Genomic DNA, 15,051 nt, shown 5'->3' with positions numbered 1-15,051 from the left:
ACACGCCGAAGGGCGGCCACCCCCGTCAGGGTGACCGCCCTTCAACTCAAGCTGCTCGCTTACTGGTTGTACGGACCGTAGTCGTAGTCCTCCAGCGGAACGGCCTGGCCGGAGCCCGTGCCGAACGGCGAGTAGTCGATGTCGTCGTAGCCGACGGCCGAGTACATCGCGGCCTTGGCCTCCTCGGTCGGCTCGACCCGGATGTTGCGGTAGCGGGACAGGCCCGTACCGGCCGGGATGAGCTTACCGATGATGACGTTCTCCTTGAGGCCGATGAGGCTGTCGGACTTGGCGTTGATCGCCGCGTCCGTCAGCACTCGGGTCGTCTCCTGGAAGGAGGCGGCCGACAGCCAGGACTCCGTCGCCAGCGAGGCCTTGGTGATACCCATCAGCTGCGGACGACCGGAGGCCGGGTGACCGCCCTCCTGGACCACACGACGGTTCTCGGTCTCGAACTTCGAGCGCTCGACCAGCTCGCCGGGCAGCAGCTCGGCGTCGCCGGACTCGATGATCGTCACACGGCGCAGCATCTGCCGGATGATGATCTCGATGTGCTTGTCGTGGATCGACACACCCTGCGAGTTGTACACCTTCTGGACCTCGCCGACCAGGTGGACCTGGACGGCACGCTGACCCAGGATGCGCAGCACGTCGTGCGGGTTGGTGGCACCCACGGTGAGCTGCTGGCCCACCTCGACGTGGTCGCCCTCGCGGACCAGGACCTTGGCGCGCTTCGAGATCGGGAACGCCGTCTCGTCGCTGCCGTCGTCCGGCGTGACGACGATCTTCTTCGTCTTCTCGGTCTCCTCGATCCGGATACGGCCGGAGGCCTCGGAGATCGGGGCGACACCCTTGGGCGTACGGGCCTCGAAGAGCTCGACGACACGCGGCAGACCCTGGGTGATGTCGTCACCGGCCACACCACCGGTGTGGAAGGTACGCATCGTCAGCTGGGTACCGGGCTCACCGATGGACTGGGCGGCGATGATGCCGACCGCCTCGCCGATGTCCACCAGCTTGCCGGTGGCCAGCGAACGGCCGTAGCACATCGCGCAGGTGCCGACGGCGGACTCGCAGGTCAGGACCGAGCGGGTCTTGACCTCCTCGACGCCACGGGCGACCAGCTCGTCCATGAGGACGTCACCGAGGTCGGTGCCGGCCGGGGCCAGGACCTGGCCGTCGACCACGATGTCCTCGGCGAGGCAGCGCGCGTACACGGACGTCTCGACGTCGTCCGCCTTGCGCAGCACGCCGTCCGCGCCCCGCTCCGCGATCCGGAGCTTGAGGCCGCGCTCGGTGCCGCAGTCCTCCTCGCGAATGATGACGTCCTGGGAGACGTCGACCAGACGACGGGTGAGGTAACCCGAGTCGGCGGTACGCAGAGCGGTGTCCGCCAGACCCTTACGGGCACCGTGGGTGGAGATGAAGTACTCCAGCACGGACAGGCCCTCACGGAAGGACGCCTTGATCGGACGCGGGATCGTCTCGTTCTTCGCGTTCGACACCAGACCACGCATACCGGCAATCTGACGCATCTGCATCATGTTGCCTCGTGCACCCGAGTTCACCATCATCGAGACCGGGTTGGTCTTCGGGAAGTTCGCGTTCATCGCCTCGGCCACCTCGTTGGTCGCCTTGGTCCAGATCGCGATGAGTTCCTGGGTGCGCTCTTCCTTGGTGATCAGGCCGCGCTCGTACTGCTTCTGGACCCTCTCGTCCTGGGCCTCGTAGCCCTTGACGATCTCCTTCTTCGCGTCGGGGACGACGACGTCGGAGATGGCCACGGTGACGCCGGAACGGGTGGCCCAGTAGAAGCCGGCCGCCTTCAGGTTGTCGAGCGTCGCCGCCACGATGACCTTCGGGTAGCGCTCGGCGAGGTCGTTGACGATCTCGGAGAGCTGCTTCTTGCCGACCTCGTAGTCGACGAACGGGTAGTCCTCGGGCAGCAGCTCGTTGAAGAGCGCGCGGCCCAGGGTGGTGTTCAGGCGGAAGCTGTCACCCTGCTGCCACTCCGGCTCGCCCTCCTCGCGGGCCGGCGGGGTCCAGCCGCGCGGCGGGATGGTGCCCACCGGGAAGCGGATGTCCACGCGCGACTGCAGCGACAGCTCGCCGGCGTCGAACGCCATGATCGCCTCGGCCACGGACGCGAACGAACGGCCCTCGCCCTTGACGTTGCGCATCTCGCCGTCGGTGGTGAGGAAGAACAGACCGAGAACCATGTCCTGGGTCGGCATCGTCACCGGACGGCCGTCGGCCGGCTTGAGGATGTTGTTCGAGGACAGCATCAGGATGCGGGCCTCGGCCTGCGCCTCCGCGGACAGCGGCAGGTGCACGGCCATCTGGTCACCGTCGAAGTCCGCGTTGAACGCGGTGCAGACGAGCGGGTGGATCTGGATGGCCTTGCCCTCGACCAGCTGCGGCTCGAAGGCCTGGATGCCGAGGCGGTGCAGGGTGGGCGCACGGTTCAGCAGCACCGGGTGCTCGGCGATGACCTCTTCGAGGACGTCGTACACGACGGTGCGACCGCGCTCCACCATGCGCTTGGCGGACTTGATGTTCTGCGCGTGGTTCAGGTCGACCAGGCGCTTCATCACGAACGGCTTGAACAGCTCCAGCGCCATGGCCTTCGGCAGACCGCACTGGTGCAGCTTGAGCTGCGGGCCGACGACGATGACGGAACGCGCCGAGTAGTCGACTCGCTTGCCGAGCAGGTTCTGACGGAATCGACCCTGCTTGCCCTTGAGCATGTCGGACAGCGACTTCAGCGGACGGTTGCCGGGGCCCGTGACCGGGCGACCACGACGGCCGTTGTCGAAGAGCGCGTCGACGGCCTCCTGGAGCATGCGCTTCTCGTTGTTCACGATGATCTCGGGCGCACCGAGGTCGAGAAGCCGCTTGAGGCGGTTGTTGCGGTTGATGACACGGCGGTACAGGTCGTTCAGGTCGGAGGTCGCGAAGCGGCCACCGTCCAGCTGCACCATCGGACGCAGGTCCGGCGGGATGACCGGGACGCAGTCCAGGACCATGCCCTTGGGGCTGTTGGACGTCTGCAGGAACGCCGAGACGACCTTCAGCCGCTTGAGGGCACGGGTCTTCTTCTGGCCCTTGCCGGTGCGGATGATCTCGCGGAGCCTCTCGGCCTCCTCGTCGAGGTCGAAGGACTCCAGGCGCTTCTGCAGCGCCGCGGCACCCATCGAGCCGTCGAAGTACGTGCCGAAGCGGTCACGCAGCTCGCGGTAGAGCAGCTCGTCGCCCTCCAGGTCCTGGACCTTGAGGTTCTTGAACCGGTTCCACACCTCGTCGAGGCGGTCGATCTCGCGCTGCGCGCGGTCGCGCAGCTGCTTCATCTCACGCTCGGCACCCTCGCGCACCTTGCGGCGCACGTCGGCCTTGGCGCCCTCGGCCTCCAGCTCGGCGAGGTCCGCCTCGAGCTTCTTGGCGCGGCCTTCCAGGTCGGCGTCGCGACGGTTCTCGATCTGCTGGCGCTCGACCGAGACGTGCGCCTCCAGGGAGGGCAGGTCGCGGGTACGGCGCTCCTCGTCGACGTACGTGATCATGTACGCCGCGAAGTAGATGACCTTCTCGAGGTCCTTGGGAGCCAGGTCGAGCAGGTAGCCCAGACGGCTCGGGACACCCTTGAAGTACCAGATGTGGGTGACGGGGGCGGCCAGCTCAATGTGGCCCATCCGCTCACGGCGCACCTTGGCACGCGTGACCTCGACGCCACAGCGTTCGCAGATGATGCCCTTGAAGCGGACGCGCTTGTACTTGCCGCAGTAGCACTCCCAGTCCCGGGTCGGACCGAAGATCTTCTCGCAGAAGAGTCCGTCCTTTTCGGGCTTCAGGGTGCGGTAGTTGATGGTCTCGGGCTTCTTGACCTCGCCGTGGCTCCACTGACGGATGTCGTCAGCGGTGGCCAGACCGATCCGGAGCTCGTCGAAGAAGTTGACGTCGAGCACTATGCGTCAATCCCTCTCAGGGTCGTAAGTCTGTGGTCTGAAACGGGGGCCTGGGGGTCGGCGGGGGTCTCACACGGTGGTGAGACCCCTACCGGACTCCCGTCAGACCTCTTCGACGCTGCTCGGCTCGCGCCGGGACAGGTCGATACCGAGCTCCTCCGCAGCGCGGAAGACGTCCTCGTCGGTGTCGCGCATCTCGATGGACATACCGTCGCTGGACAGCACCTCCACGTTCAGGCAGAGCGACTGCATCTCCTTGATGAGGACCTTGAAGGACTCGGGGATGCCGGGCTCGGGGATGTTCTCGCCCTTGACGATGGCCTCGTAGACCTTCACGCGGCCGGTGACGTCGTCGGACTTGATGGTCAGCAGCTCCTGGAGGGCGTACGCGGCGCCGTAGGCCTCGAGGGCCCACACCTCCATCTCACCGAAGCGCTGGCCACCGAACTGCGCCTTACCACCCAGCGGCTGCTGGGTGATCATCGAGTACGGTCCGGTCGAACGGGCGTGCAGCTTGTCGTCGACCAGGTGGTGCAGCTTGAGGATGTACATGTAGCCGACCGAGATCGGGTCCGGGAACGGCTCACCGGAGCGGCCGTCGAACAGCCGCGCCTTGCCGGACGGGAGCACCATGCGCTCGCCGTCGCGGTTCGGGATGGTGTGCTGCAGCAGACCCGCCAGCTCGTCCTCGCGGGCACCGTCGAAGACCGGGGTCGCGACGTTGGTACGCGGGGCGACCTGGTCGGCGCCGATGGCCTGCAGGCGCTGGGCCCACTCGTCCGCGAGGCCGGAGACGTCCCAGCCGCGGCTGGCGAGCCAGCCGAGGTGGATCTCCAGGACCTGTCCCGGGTTCATTCGGGACGGGACACCGAGCGGGTTGAGGATGATGTCGACCGGGGTGCCGTCCTCCAGGAACGGCATGTCCTCGATCGGCAGGATCTTGGAGATGACACCCTTGTTGCCGTGGCGGCCGGCGAGCTTGTCACCGTCGGTGATCTTGCGCTTCTGCGCGACGTAGACGCGGACCAGCTGGTTCACGCCCGGCGGCAGTTCGTCGCCCTCCTCGCGGTCGAAGACGCGCACGCCGATGACCTTGCCGGTCTCGCCGTGCGGCACCTTCAGCGAGGTGTCACGGACCTCACGGGCCTTCTCACCGAAGATCGCGCGCAGCAGGCGCTCCTCGGGGGTCAGCTCGGTCTCACCCTTGGGGGTCACCTTGCCGACGAGGATGTCACCGGCGATGACCTCGGCACCGATGCGGATGATGCCGCGCTCGTCGAGGTCGGCGAGGACCTCCTCGGAGACGTTCGGGATGTCCCGGGTGATCTCCTCGGGGCCGAGCTTGGTGTCACGGGCGTCGACCTCGTGCTCCTCGATGTGGATCGAGGAGAGGACGTCGTCCTGCACGAGGCGCTGCGACAGGATGATCGCGTCCTCGTAGTTGTGACCCTCCCACGGCATGAACGCCACGAGCAGGTTCTTGCCGAGGGCCATCTCGCCGTTCTGGGTGGCCGGACCGTCGGCGAGGACCTGGCCCTCGATGACGCGGTCGCCCTCGTTGACGATGACCTTCTGGTTGACCGAGGTGCCCTGGTTGGACCGGGAGAACTTGGCCAGACGGTACGTGATGTACGTGCCGTCGTCGTTGGCGGTGGTGATGTAGTCCGCGGAGACCTCCTGGACCACACCGTCCTTCTCGGCCTTGACCACGTCGCCGGCGTCGACCGCGGAGCGGTACTCCATGCCGGTGCCGACGAGCGGTGCCTCGGACTTGATCAGCGGCACGGCCTGACGCATCATGTTCGCGCCCATGAGGGCACGGTTGGCGTCGTCGTGCTCGAGGAAGGGGATCATGGCGGTCGCGACCGACACCATCTGGCGCGGCGAGACGTCCATGTAGTCCACGTCCTCGGGGGCGACGTAGTCGACCTCGCCACCACGGCGGCGGACCAGGACACGGGCCTCGGCGAACCGCATCTCGTCGTTCAGCGGCGCGTTGGCCTGCGCGATGACGAAGCGGTCCTCCTCGTCGGCGGTCAGGTAGTCCACCTCGTCGGTGACCACACCGTGCTCGTCGACCTTGCGGTACGGCGTCTCGACGAAACCGAACGCGTTGACCCGGCCGTAGGAGGCGAGCGAGCCGATCAGACCGATGTTCGGGCCTTCGGGCGTCTCGATCGGGCACATACGGCCGTAGTGCGACGGGTGCACGTCACGGACCTCGAAGCCGGCCCGCTCACGGGAGAGACCACCCGGGCCGAGGGCGTTCAGACGACGCTTGTGCGTCAGCCCCGACAGCGGGTTGTTCTGGTCCATGAACTGGGACAGCTGCGACGTACCGAAGAACTCCTTGATCGACGCCACGACCGGGCGGATGTTGATCAGGGTCTGCGGCGTGATCGCCTCGACGTCCTGGGTGGTCATGCGCTCGCGCACGACGCGCTCCATACGGGCGAGACCCGTACGGACCTGGTTCTGGATCAGCTCGCCGACGCTGCGGATGCGGCGGTTGCCGAAGTGGTCGATGTCGTCGGTCTCGACCATGATCGTGCGACCGGACTCGGCGACCGTCTCGGTCTCGCCGGCGTGCAGCTTCACCAGGTACTTGATGGTGGCGATGACGTCGTCGGTGGTGAGCACGCCCGCGTCCAGCGGCTCGTCCGCGCCGAGCTTCTTGTTCACCTTGTAGCGGCCGACCTTGGCGAGGTCGTAGCGCTTGGGGTTGAAGTAGAGGTTCTCGAGCAGCGTCTGCGCGGCCTCGCGCGTGGGGGGCTCGCCCGGACGCAGCTTGCGGTAGATGTCGAGCAGCGCGTCGTCCTGGCCCTGGGTGTGGTCCTTCTCCAGGGTGGCGCGCATGGACTCGTACTCGCCGAACTCCTCGAGGATCTGCTCGGTGGTCCAGCCGAGCGCCTTGAGCAGCACGGTGACCGACTGCTTGCGCTTGCGGTCGATACGGACACCGACCATGTCGCGCTTGTCGATCTCCATCTCCAGCCAGGCACCCCGGGACGGGATGATCTTGGCGGAGAAGATGTCCTTGTCGGACGTCTTGTCGATGGAGGAGTCGAAGTAGACACCGGGGGAACGGACCAGCTGAGACACCACGACACGCTCGGTGCCGTTGATGACGAAGGTGCCCTTGTTCGTCATGAGCGGGAAGTCGCCCATGAAGACCGTCTGGGACTTGATCTCACCGGTCTCGTTGTTGGTGAACTCGGCGGTGACGAAGAGCGGGGCGGCGTACGTGAAGTCGCGCTCCTTGCACTCGTCGATGGAGTTCTTCGGCGGCTCGAAGCGGTGGTCCCGGAACGTCAGGGACATCGACCCGGAGAAGTCCTCGATCGGGGAGATCTCCTCGAAGATCTCCTCCAGACCGGACTTGGTGGGGACGTCCTGACCGTTCTCCAGAGCCTCCTCGACCCGACTCTGCCAAGCGGTGTTGCCGAGCAGCCAGTCGAAGCTCTCGGTCTGCAGCGCGAGCAGGTTCGGAACCTCGAGAGGCTCCTTGATCTTTGCAAAGGAGATGCGCAGCGGGGCGGTGCTGGCGCCGTTGTTCGTATTCGCGGTCGAGGCATTGCGCGAGGCGGCCAAGAGGGGGTCCTTCCGAGGGCTCGGACTCACTACGCGCGTGCCGGCCCCTCATCCCTACACAGAGACAGAAACCCCAGGTCAAGGGAGCTTTTGTCGTCGATGCTCGAGTGAGGGCAGACCCCTGGTGACGGGCAGGGGACAGCTAACAGGCAGCGCAAAGGGTCAGTGTAGCCACTCGCCACACTGATGTCCAGTCCCGGGTTGCTGAGACCCTTGCGACTCTCGTTGTTCTCAACGCCTTCGTCAACGCCCTCGGCATGCCTGCCCTCGACGCACGTTGATACTGCCCTCTTCGTCGTCGATCCATGCCTCGGATTCGGATCCTTGTGACGACGCGTCCTGAGAATTGCGCGCTGCGTGCGGTTCGTCAAGGCCCCCCAGTCCGAAGCGGGCGGTCCGCGGACGGTCCGGAGACACGACGAAGATCACCATACCCCTCACCGTCGCGAGTGCAAGGCAACCGTGGTCGGGCCCGCCGGATACGCCGAAGAGCGACCACCCGGATGGATGATCGCTCTTCGGTACGTTCGCGTTACAGCCCTACGAGGCGCCTTCTACGGCGCCACGAGGCTGTGTCGGCGCGCGTTCGAGTCCGTTCGGACCCGGAAGGTCTTACTTGACCTCGACGGAGGCGCCGGCGCCCTTGAGGGACTCGGCGGCCTTCTCGGCGGTCTCCTTGTTGACCTTCTCGAGGACCGGCTTCGGGGTGCCGTCGACGAGGTCCTTGGCCTCCTTCAGACCCAGGGAGGTCAGCTCACGCACGACCTTGATGACCTGGATCTTCTTCTCGCCGGCACCGGTGAGGATGACGTCGAACTCGTCCTTCTCCTCCTCGGCCTCGGCAGCGGCGCCACCAGCGGCGCCACCGGCGACGACGACCGGCGCGGCAGCGGCGGCGGTGACGTCGAACTTCTCCTCGAAGGCCTTCACGAACTCGGAGAGCTGGATGAGGGTCATGCCCTCGAACTCGGCGAGCAGTTCGTCCTGGGTGAGAGCCATGATGGCTTTCCTTCCACTAAATCGGCAGGTGCCGGATGTACATGTCTGGCGGGCGTACGTTCGGCCCGCTACGACCGCTGCCTGACGGCGGCAGTCATGATGCGAGCCGAATTACTCGGCACCGCCCTGCTCGTCCTGCTTGGCGCGCAGCGCGTCCACGGTGCGGACGAGCTTCGACGGCAGCGCCTGGAAGACGGAGGCAGCCTGGGACTGCTTCGCCTTGAAGGCACCGGCAAGCTTGGAGAGCAGAACCTCGCGGGACTCGAGGTCCGCAAGCTTCTTGATCTCGTCGGCGGACAGCGCCTTGCCGTCAAGGACACCGCCCTTGATGACGAGATTCGGGTTTTCCTTGGCGAAGTCACGGAGACCCTTCGCCGACTCCACCGGGTCACCGGTGACGAAGGCGACGGCCGTCGGACCAGCGAAGAGCTGGTCGTCCAGCGTGATCCCGGCCTCGTTGGCCGCAATCTTGGTCAGCGTGTTCTTCACCACGGCGTACTGGGCGTTCTCACCGAGCGACCGGCGCAGCGTCTTGAGCTGCGCCACGGTGAGACCGCGGTACTCGGTCAGCACGGCGGCGTTCGAGCTGCGGAACTTGTCCGTCAGCTCGGCAACCGCGGCAGCCTTGTCGGGCCTCGCCATAGAGCCTCGGCCTCCTTCCGGGTGATTCTGACCGCGCGGACCCGAAGGAGGACTGGGCAAAACGAAACGCCCCGGCGCAGGCGCTCGGGGCGGACTCGACCGGTCGTACACACGCGGGGCGCGTACTCCAGGAGTTCTTCCACTGACACCTGCGCGGGTCGTCCACTTCTCAGCGGATCCTTCGGCCACCGCGCCCTCGTGGGAGCGCACGGCAACGACCAGCGGTCTTTGGCTTCTGGAAGAGAGTACGGGAACGGGCCGCACGGGAGCAAATCCGGCGGCCCGACCCAGGGCTCAGGAGGCGGCGACAGGCCTCAGGAGGCGGTGGCGGAGCCGCTCGCCACGTTTCCCGAGCCGGGTGTGCCGAGGGACTTCATCAGGTCCTTGAAGTCCTTGGTGTCGGCCGCCGGAGGCGCCTCGGCGGAGACCGGCACGCCGAAGTCGCTGTAGTAGGCGGTGTTGGTCAGCAGACCCTTTGCCGTGTTCGCCTTCTCGGTCTTCTTCACCGGCAGGTTCTGGTCGTTGACCCAGATGTCGATGGTCTCGGTGGTGATGCCCGTCTGGCTGAGCTGCTGCTTGAGCGCCGAGAGCTGGTCCGCGGTGAGGCTGCTGCTCCGGCCCGCGAAGTCGGCGACGTTCACCGTGCCCGAGTAGTGCGTGGCGCGGGCGCCGGAGACCGTCTCCTCGCCCACCTTCTTCACATCGCCGGAGGCCAGCAGCATCTGCACGGACTGCTTCGGCGTGGCGTTGCGCAGCTGGTCCTTCGTGTACGCGCCGGAGGCGCCACCGAACTTGGCGAGGTCGTCGTACGAGTACTTGAGCCAGTGCTTGCCGCCCATCTGCCGGGCACCCGCGTCGCCCATGTTCGCGTAGTAGGCGTCCGGCAGGTAGCGGGCCTGGATCGAGGTCGCCGCGCCGGCCTTGCGCATGGCCTCGGCCAGCCGGCCGCCGGTGTAGCTCATGTTGAGGCTGCCCTGGAGGCCGTTGCCCCAGCGCATGGTGCCGTTCGCGGCCACCGACATCAGGTCCCCGATGCTCATGGTGGAGCGCACCTTCGCCGATTCCGCCTTGTCGGTGGACTGCTCGACGTTGCGCAGCACGGCGGCGATGGGGCTGATGTGGATCGTGCTGCCGCCGGCCGCCTTGTCCCCCTTGCCCGATCCGCCCGAGCCGGAGGAGGAGCCGCAGGCCGCAACGGAGGTCAGCGCGGCGACCGCCGCTATGGAAAGGGCCGTACGGCGGACGGTCGTGCTCTTCATCTGGTCCCACCCCTAGTGCGAGTCGTTGTGCCCCGCACCGTAGCCCAGGGCACTGACAGTCGAGCGAAAGGTCGTACAAAGAAAGGACGGACCCCGCACCTGGAAGGTTGCAGGGCCCGCCCTCTACTTACGCGTACCTGACGCGGCTACCGGGGTGAGCGGGAGGCTCAGACGGCGGCCGGGTCCTCCTCGGTGAGGAGGTTGCGGGTGCGGTTCGGGTCGACCGGGATGCCGGGGCCGATCGTGGTGCTGATCGCGGCCTTCTTGATGTAGCGACCCTTGGCGGCGGACGGCTTCAGACGGAGGATCTCCTCCAGCGCGGCGCCGTAGTTCTCCACCAGCTTGGCGTCGTCGAAGGACGCCTTGCCGATGATGAAGTGCAGGTTCGAGTGCTTGTCGACGCGGAACTCGATCTTGCCGCCCTTGATCTCGGTCACGGCCTTGGCGGTGTCCGGGGTCACGGTGCCGGTCTTGGGGTTCGGCATCAGACCACGCGGGCCGAGGACGCGGCCGAGGCGGCCGACCTTGCCCATGAGGTCCGGGGTGGCGACGACGGCGTCGAAGTCCAGACGGCCCTTCGCCACCTCGTCGATCAGCTCGTCGGCGCCGACGATGTCGGCGCCCGCGGCACGCGCGGCCTCGGCACGGTCACCGGTCGCGAAGACCAGGACCCGGGCGGTCTTACCGGTGCCGTGCGGAAGGTTCACGGTGCCACGGACCATCTGGTCGGCCTTACGCGGGTCGACACCCAGACGGAAGGCGACCTCGACGGTGCCGTCGAACTTGGACGTGGAGGTCTCCTTGGCGAGACGGACGGCCTCGAGCGGGGCGTACAGCTTCTCCCGGTCGATCTTGGCGTCCGCAGCGCGGAGAGCCTTGCTGCGCTTGCTCACAACTTGCTCCTGTGTGTTCTGAAAGGAGTCGTGGTCTCTGGGCCGAGCAGGCCCTGCCACGTGCGACCGACGACGGCCGCATGACTGCTGGGGGGTGAGATCAGCCCTCGACCGTGATGCCCATGGAACGGGCGGTGCCGGCGATGATCTTCGACGCGGCGTCCAGGTCGTTCGCGTTCAGGTCGGGCATCTTGGTCGTGGCGATCTCGCGGACCTGCGCCTCGGTGATCTTGGCGACCTTGGTCTTGTGCGGCTCGCCCGAGCCCTTCTCGACACCAGCGGCCTTGAGGATCATCTTCGCGGCCGGCGGCGTCTTGGTGACGAAGGTGAAGGAGCGGTCCTCGTAGACCGTGATCTCCACCGGGATCACCCAGCCACGCTGCGACTCGGTCGCGGCGTTGTAGGCCTTGCAGAACTCCATGATGTTGACGCCGTGCTGACCCAGCGCGGGGCCGACCGGCGGGGCCGGGTTCGCCGCACCGGCGTTGATCTGGAGCTTGATAAGCCCCGTGACCTTCTTCTTCTTGGGAGGCATAGCTCTCCGGGTCCTTTCATTCGGGTCCATGCCCGCGCAAGGATCGCGATCCTGACGCAGGCATACCGCACAACGATAACGGGTATGGATGCGCGGCCAAAAACCGTGCAGGTCAGGCGGACCGTGATGGCCTGCCTGACCTGCGCGGAAGCACGAAGTCCAAAAAGGGACTAGTTCTTCTGGATCTGGTCGAAGGACAGCTCGACCGGCGTCTCGCGGCCGAAGATCTCCACCAGGCCCTTGACCTTCTTGGAGTCGGCGTTGATCTCGTTGATCGTCGCCTGCAGCGTGGCGAACGGGCCGTCGGTGACGGTGACCGAGTCGCCGACCTCGAAGTCCAGCACCTGGACCTCGACCTTGCGCTGCGGGGCGGGCTTGCCCTCGGCCTCGGCGGCCTCGCGGGCGGCCTTCTCCTCGGCCTCCGGGGCGAGCATCTTGACGATCTCGTCCAGGGTCAGCGGGTAGGGGTCGTAGGCGTTGCCGACGAAGCCGGTGACACCCGGGGTGTTGCGGACGACGCCCCAGGACTCGTTGGTCAGGTCCATGCGGACCAGGACATAACCCGGCAGCTTGTTCTGCTTGATCGTCTTGCGGTCGCCGTTCTTGATCTGGACGACCTCTTCCTGCGGCACCTCGGCCTGGAAGATGTAGTCCTCGACGTTCAGCGAGACGGCGCGCTGCTCCAGGTTGGTCTTCACGCGGTTCTCGTAACCGGCGTAGGTGTGGATGACGTACCACTCGCCGGGCAGGGTGCGCAGCTCCTCGCGCAGGGCCTCGATGGGGTCGACCGGCTCGGCCGGCTCCTCCTCGACGGTCTCCGCGACAGCTTCCTCGACGGCCTCTTCGGCGTCCTCGGGGTGCTCGCCGTCCTCGTCCTCGACGTGCAGCGCGGCCTCTTCGGCCGCCTCGCCGGCTTCGGCCTCGGCAGCCTCGAACTCGTCCAGGTCCTCGTCCGCGCCCTCGACGATGTCGAGCTCGTCGTCCACGGACTCATCCGGCTCGACGGCGTCGTTCAGGTTCTGGTCAGACACGGTGGCTGCTTCTTCCTGGATACATAGAGGTGGAACATGCGAAAACGGGCGCCGGTACCACGGCGCCCTTCGCTCTTGGCTCAGCCGAAGACGTACTTGGCCGCGTGGTTGAGCCCATAGTCAATCACGGTCACCAGGGCGATCATGATGGCGACAAAGAAGATCACCACAGTGGTGTACGACGTCAGCTGGTTGCGAGTCGGCCAGACGACCTTGCGGAGTTCCGCGACGATCTGGCGGTAGAAGGTGGCGAGGCGCTTCAGCGGGCCCTTCTTGGCACGCTTGCCGCCCTTGCGGGCCTTCTTCTTGGACTCGGACACCTCGTCCTGGGCGTCAGGCGTATCGATGGAGCCCACGGCGTCCGTCATGCGTCCTCACCTGATCCCGGGTCGTGGCCGTGCCGCGCCCGGTTACTGAGCCGCACGGCGGTGCATTGCTGAACGTACATGCGCACACATCCTGGCGGTGTGTGTAGCAGGGCCGGAGGGACTTGAACCCCCAACCGCCGGTTTTGGAGACCGGTGCTCTACCAATTGAGCTACGACCCTTTGTGTGTCCCCCAACGTACCGCATCCAACCGAGTGCTCGGTGTACACCTGTGATGGCGGCGGCTGCTGAAGGCCAACGAGGTGAGAGTGTACGTGGTCCGGGGCCCGGCGTCGAACAGAAAGCGCCCGTACGGAGCCTTACGGCCAAAGATCGTCCTGGCCGGGGCCACGGATTCGGACCCTTGTTCACGCCTGCACCCCTGACTGTTCAGTCCGTGAAACCCGTGTGCCGGGGACATTTCCGGTCTGGAACGATGGGCCCATGAGCGCTGCAACCCCTCCCACCGAGCGCCGGGTCTCCGCCCGAGTCGGCGCGATCTCCGAGTCCGCCACCCTCGCCGTGGACGCCAAGGCCAAGGCCCTGAAGGCCGCCGGGCGTCCGGTGATCGGCTTCGGCGCGGGTGAACCCGACTTCCCGACCCCGGACTACATCGTCGAGGCAGCCGTCGAGGCCTGCAAGAACCCCAAGTACCACCGCTACACCCCGGCCGGCGGCCTGCCCGAGCTGAAGGCCGCGATCGCCGCGAAGACGCTGCGCGACTCCGGCTGGGAGCCCGACGTCTCGCAGATCCTCGTCACCAACGGCGGGAAGCAGGCCATCTACGAGGCGTTCGCGGCGATCCTCGACCCGGGCGACGAGGTCATCGTCCCGGCGCCGTACTGGACGACGTACCCGGAGTCGATCCGTCTCGCCGGCGGTGTCCCGGTGGAGGTCGTCGCCGACGAGACCACCGGCTACCGCGTCACCGTGGAGCAGCTGGAGGCGGCCCGCACGGAGAAGACGAAGGTCGTCCTCTTCGTCTCCCCGTCCAACCCGACCGGCGCGGTGTACTCCGAGGCCGAGACCGAGGCGATCGGCCGCTGGGCCCTGGAGCACGGCCTGTGGGTGCTCACCGACGAGATCTACGAGCACCTGGTGTACGGCGACGCGTCCGCCGTGTCGCTGCCGGCGCTGTTGCCCGAGCTGCGCGACAAGTGCGTCGTGGTCAACGGCGTCGCGAAGACGTACGCCATGACCGGCTGGCGCGTGGGCTGGGTCATCGGCCCCAAGGACGTCGTCAAGGCCGCGACGAACCTGCAGTCGCACGCCACCTCCAACGTCTCCAACGTGGCCCAGGTGGCCGCCCTCGCCGCCGTCTCGGGCGGCCTGGAGGCCGTGGCGAAGATGCGCGAGGCCTTCGACCGCCGTCGCAGGACGATCGTGCGGATGCTCAACGAGATCGACGGCGTGCTCTGCCCGGAGCCCGAGGGCGCCTTCTACGCCTACCCCTCGGTCAAGGCCTTGCTCGGCAAGGAGATCCGCGGCAAGCGCCCGCAGGACACGGTCGAGCTGGCCGCGCTGATCCTGGAGGAGGCCGAGGTCGCGGTCGTCCCGGGCGAGGCCTTCGGCACGCCGGGCTACCTCCGGCTGTCGTACGCCCTCGGTGACGAGGACCTCGTCGAGGGCGTGAGCCGGATGCAGAAGCTCCTGGCGGAGGCACGGGACTAGTTCCCGGCCGCCACGCGCGCGTGCGGGCCGTTTCCCTCGGGGGAGGCGGCCCGCTTCTGTGTGCGAGCAAGACCACGAACGGGGAAACGGCTACCGGGACGACAC

The 15,051-nt window shown here is 66.8% G+C and carries 10 protein-coding genes and 1 tRNA gene; 1 reads left to right on the top strand and 10 read right to left on the bottom strand.

The features are described from left to right. Window positions 1-59: 59 nt before the first annotated feature. The 10 genes from GQF42_RS25990 to GQF42_RS25945 form a co-directional block, all read right to left on the bottom strand. Window positions 60-3,959 carry a DNA-directed RNA polymerase subunit beta' gene (locus tag GQF42_RS25990; RefSeq protein WP_158923744.1) on the bottom strand — a complete coding sequence of 1,300 codons (3,900 nt, stop codon included), beginning with the start codon at window positions 3,957-3,959 and terminating at the stop codon, window positions 60-62. A 102-nt stretch (window positions 3,960-4,061) separates the two neighbouring features. Beyond that, window positions 4,062-7,550: a DNA-directed RNA polymerase subunit beta gene (rpoB, locus tag GQF42_RS25985; RefSeq protein WP_158923742.1), complete on the bottom strand. Its 3,489-nt coding sequence runs from the start codon at window positions 7,548-7,550 to the stop codon at window positions 4,062-4,064. Between the two features lie 612 nt (window positions 7,551-8,162). Continuing rightward, window positions 8,163-8,549 carry a 50S ribosomal protein L7/L12 gene (gene rplL / locus GQF42_RS25980; RefSeq protein ID WP_375993991.1) on the bottom strand — a complete coding sequence of 129 codons (387 nt, stop codon included), beginning with the start codon at window positions 8,547-8,549 and terminating at the stop codon, window positions 8,163-8,165. Between the two features lie 111 nt (window positions 8,550-8,660). Further along, entirely contained in the window at window positions 8,661-9,191 is a 531-nt protein-coding gene (gene rplJ / locus GQF42_RS25975) for a 50S ribosomal protein L10 (protein ID WP_145829782.1), read from the bottom strand. Window positions 9,192-9,505: 314 nt separating this feature from the next. Beyond that, window positions 9,506-10,450, bottom strand: coding sequence for a hypothetical protein (locus GQF42_RS25970; RefSeq protein WP_158923739.1), 945 nt, complete (start codon window positions 10,448-10,450; stop codon window positions 9,506-9,508). Between the two features lie 167 nt (window positions 10,451-10,617). Further along, window positions 10,618-11,343, bottom strand: a complete 726-nt coding sequence (rplA, locus tag GQF42_RS25965; RefSeq protein WP_158923737.1) for a 50S ribosomal protein L1 — start codon at window positions 11,341-11,343, stop codon at window positions 10,618-10,620. Window positions 11,344-11,443: 100 nt separating this feature from the next. Then, window positions 11,444-11,878 (bottom strand): 50S ribosomal protein L11, encoded by a 435-nt coding sequence (gene rplK, locus GQF42_RS25960; RefSeq protein WP_018543896.1) that lies wholly within the window; start codon window positions 11,876-11,878, stop codon window positions 11,444-11,446. 170 nt (window positions 11,879-12,048) lie between these two features. Further along, window positions 12,049-12,909, bottom strand: a complete 861-nt coding sequence (gene nusG / locus GQF42_RS25955) for a transcription termination/antitermination protein NusG (RefSeq protein ID WP_158923735.1) — start codon at window positions 12,907-12,909, stop codon at window positions 12,049-12,051. Window positions 12,910-12,989: 80 nt separating this feature from the next. Further along, a complete protein-coding gene (secE, locus tag GQF42_RS25950; RefSeq protein ID WP_053661906.1) occupies window positions 12,990-13,277 on the bottom strand; it encodes a preprotein translocase subunit SecE in 288 nt (95 codons plus the stop codon). Window positions 13,278-13,384: 107 nt separating this feature from the next. Continuing rightward, a tRNA-Trp gene (locus tag GQF42_RS25945) sits at window positions 13,385-13,457 on the bottom strand. A gap of 262 nt (window positions 13,458-13,719) precedes the next feature. On the opposite strand from GQF42_RS25945, the gene GQF42_RS25940 reads away from it, so the two are divergent. Further along, on the top strand, window positions 13,720-14,946 hold the full coding sequence (locus GQF42_RS25940) for a pyridoxal phosphate-dependent aminotransferase (RefSeq protein ID WP_158923733.1): 1,227 nt from the start codon (window positions 13,720-13,722) through the stop codon (window positions 14,944-14,946). Window positions 14,947-15,051: the final 105 nt, after the last annotated feature.

It is taken from the genome of Streptomyces broussonetiae, assembly GCF_009796285.1.
GTDB classification, from domain to species: Bacteria; Actinomycetota; Actinomycetes; order Streptomycetales; family Streptomycetaceae; genus Streptomyces; species Streptomyces broussonetiae.
The sequence above is the reverse complement of the archived record's forward strand: the minus strand, read 5'-3'. Positions and strand labels throughout refer to the sequence as shown.

Excerpts from the sequence above, each read along its gene's own strand:
- rplL (WP_375993991.1), bottom strand. The coding sequence starts at position 8,549 with ATGGCTCTCACCCAGGACGAACTGCTCGCCGAGTTCGAGGGCATGACC.
- rplJ (WP_145829782.1), bottom strand. The coding sequence starts at position 9,191 with ATGGCGAGGCCCGACAAGGCTGCCGCGGTTGCCGAGCTGACGGACAAG.
- GQF42_RS25970 (WP_158923739.1), bottom strand. The coding sequence starts at position 10,450 with ATGAAGAGCACGACCGTCCGCCGTACGGCCCTTTCCATAGCGGCGGTC.
- rplK (WP_018543896.1), bottom strand. The coding sequence starts at position 11,878 with ATGCCTCCCAAGAAGAAGAAGGTCACGGGGCTTATCAAGCTCCAGATC.
- secE (WP_053661906.1), bottom strand. The coding sequence starts at position 13,277 with ATGACGGACGCCGTGGGCTCCATCGATACGCCTGACGCCCAGGACGAG.
- GQF42_RS25940 (WP_158923733.1), top strand. The coding sequence starts at position 13,720 with ATGAGCGCTGCAACCCCTCCCACCGAGCGCCGGGTCTCCGCCCGAGTC.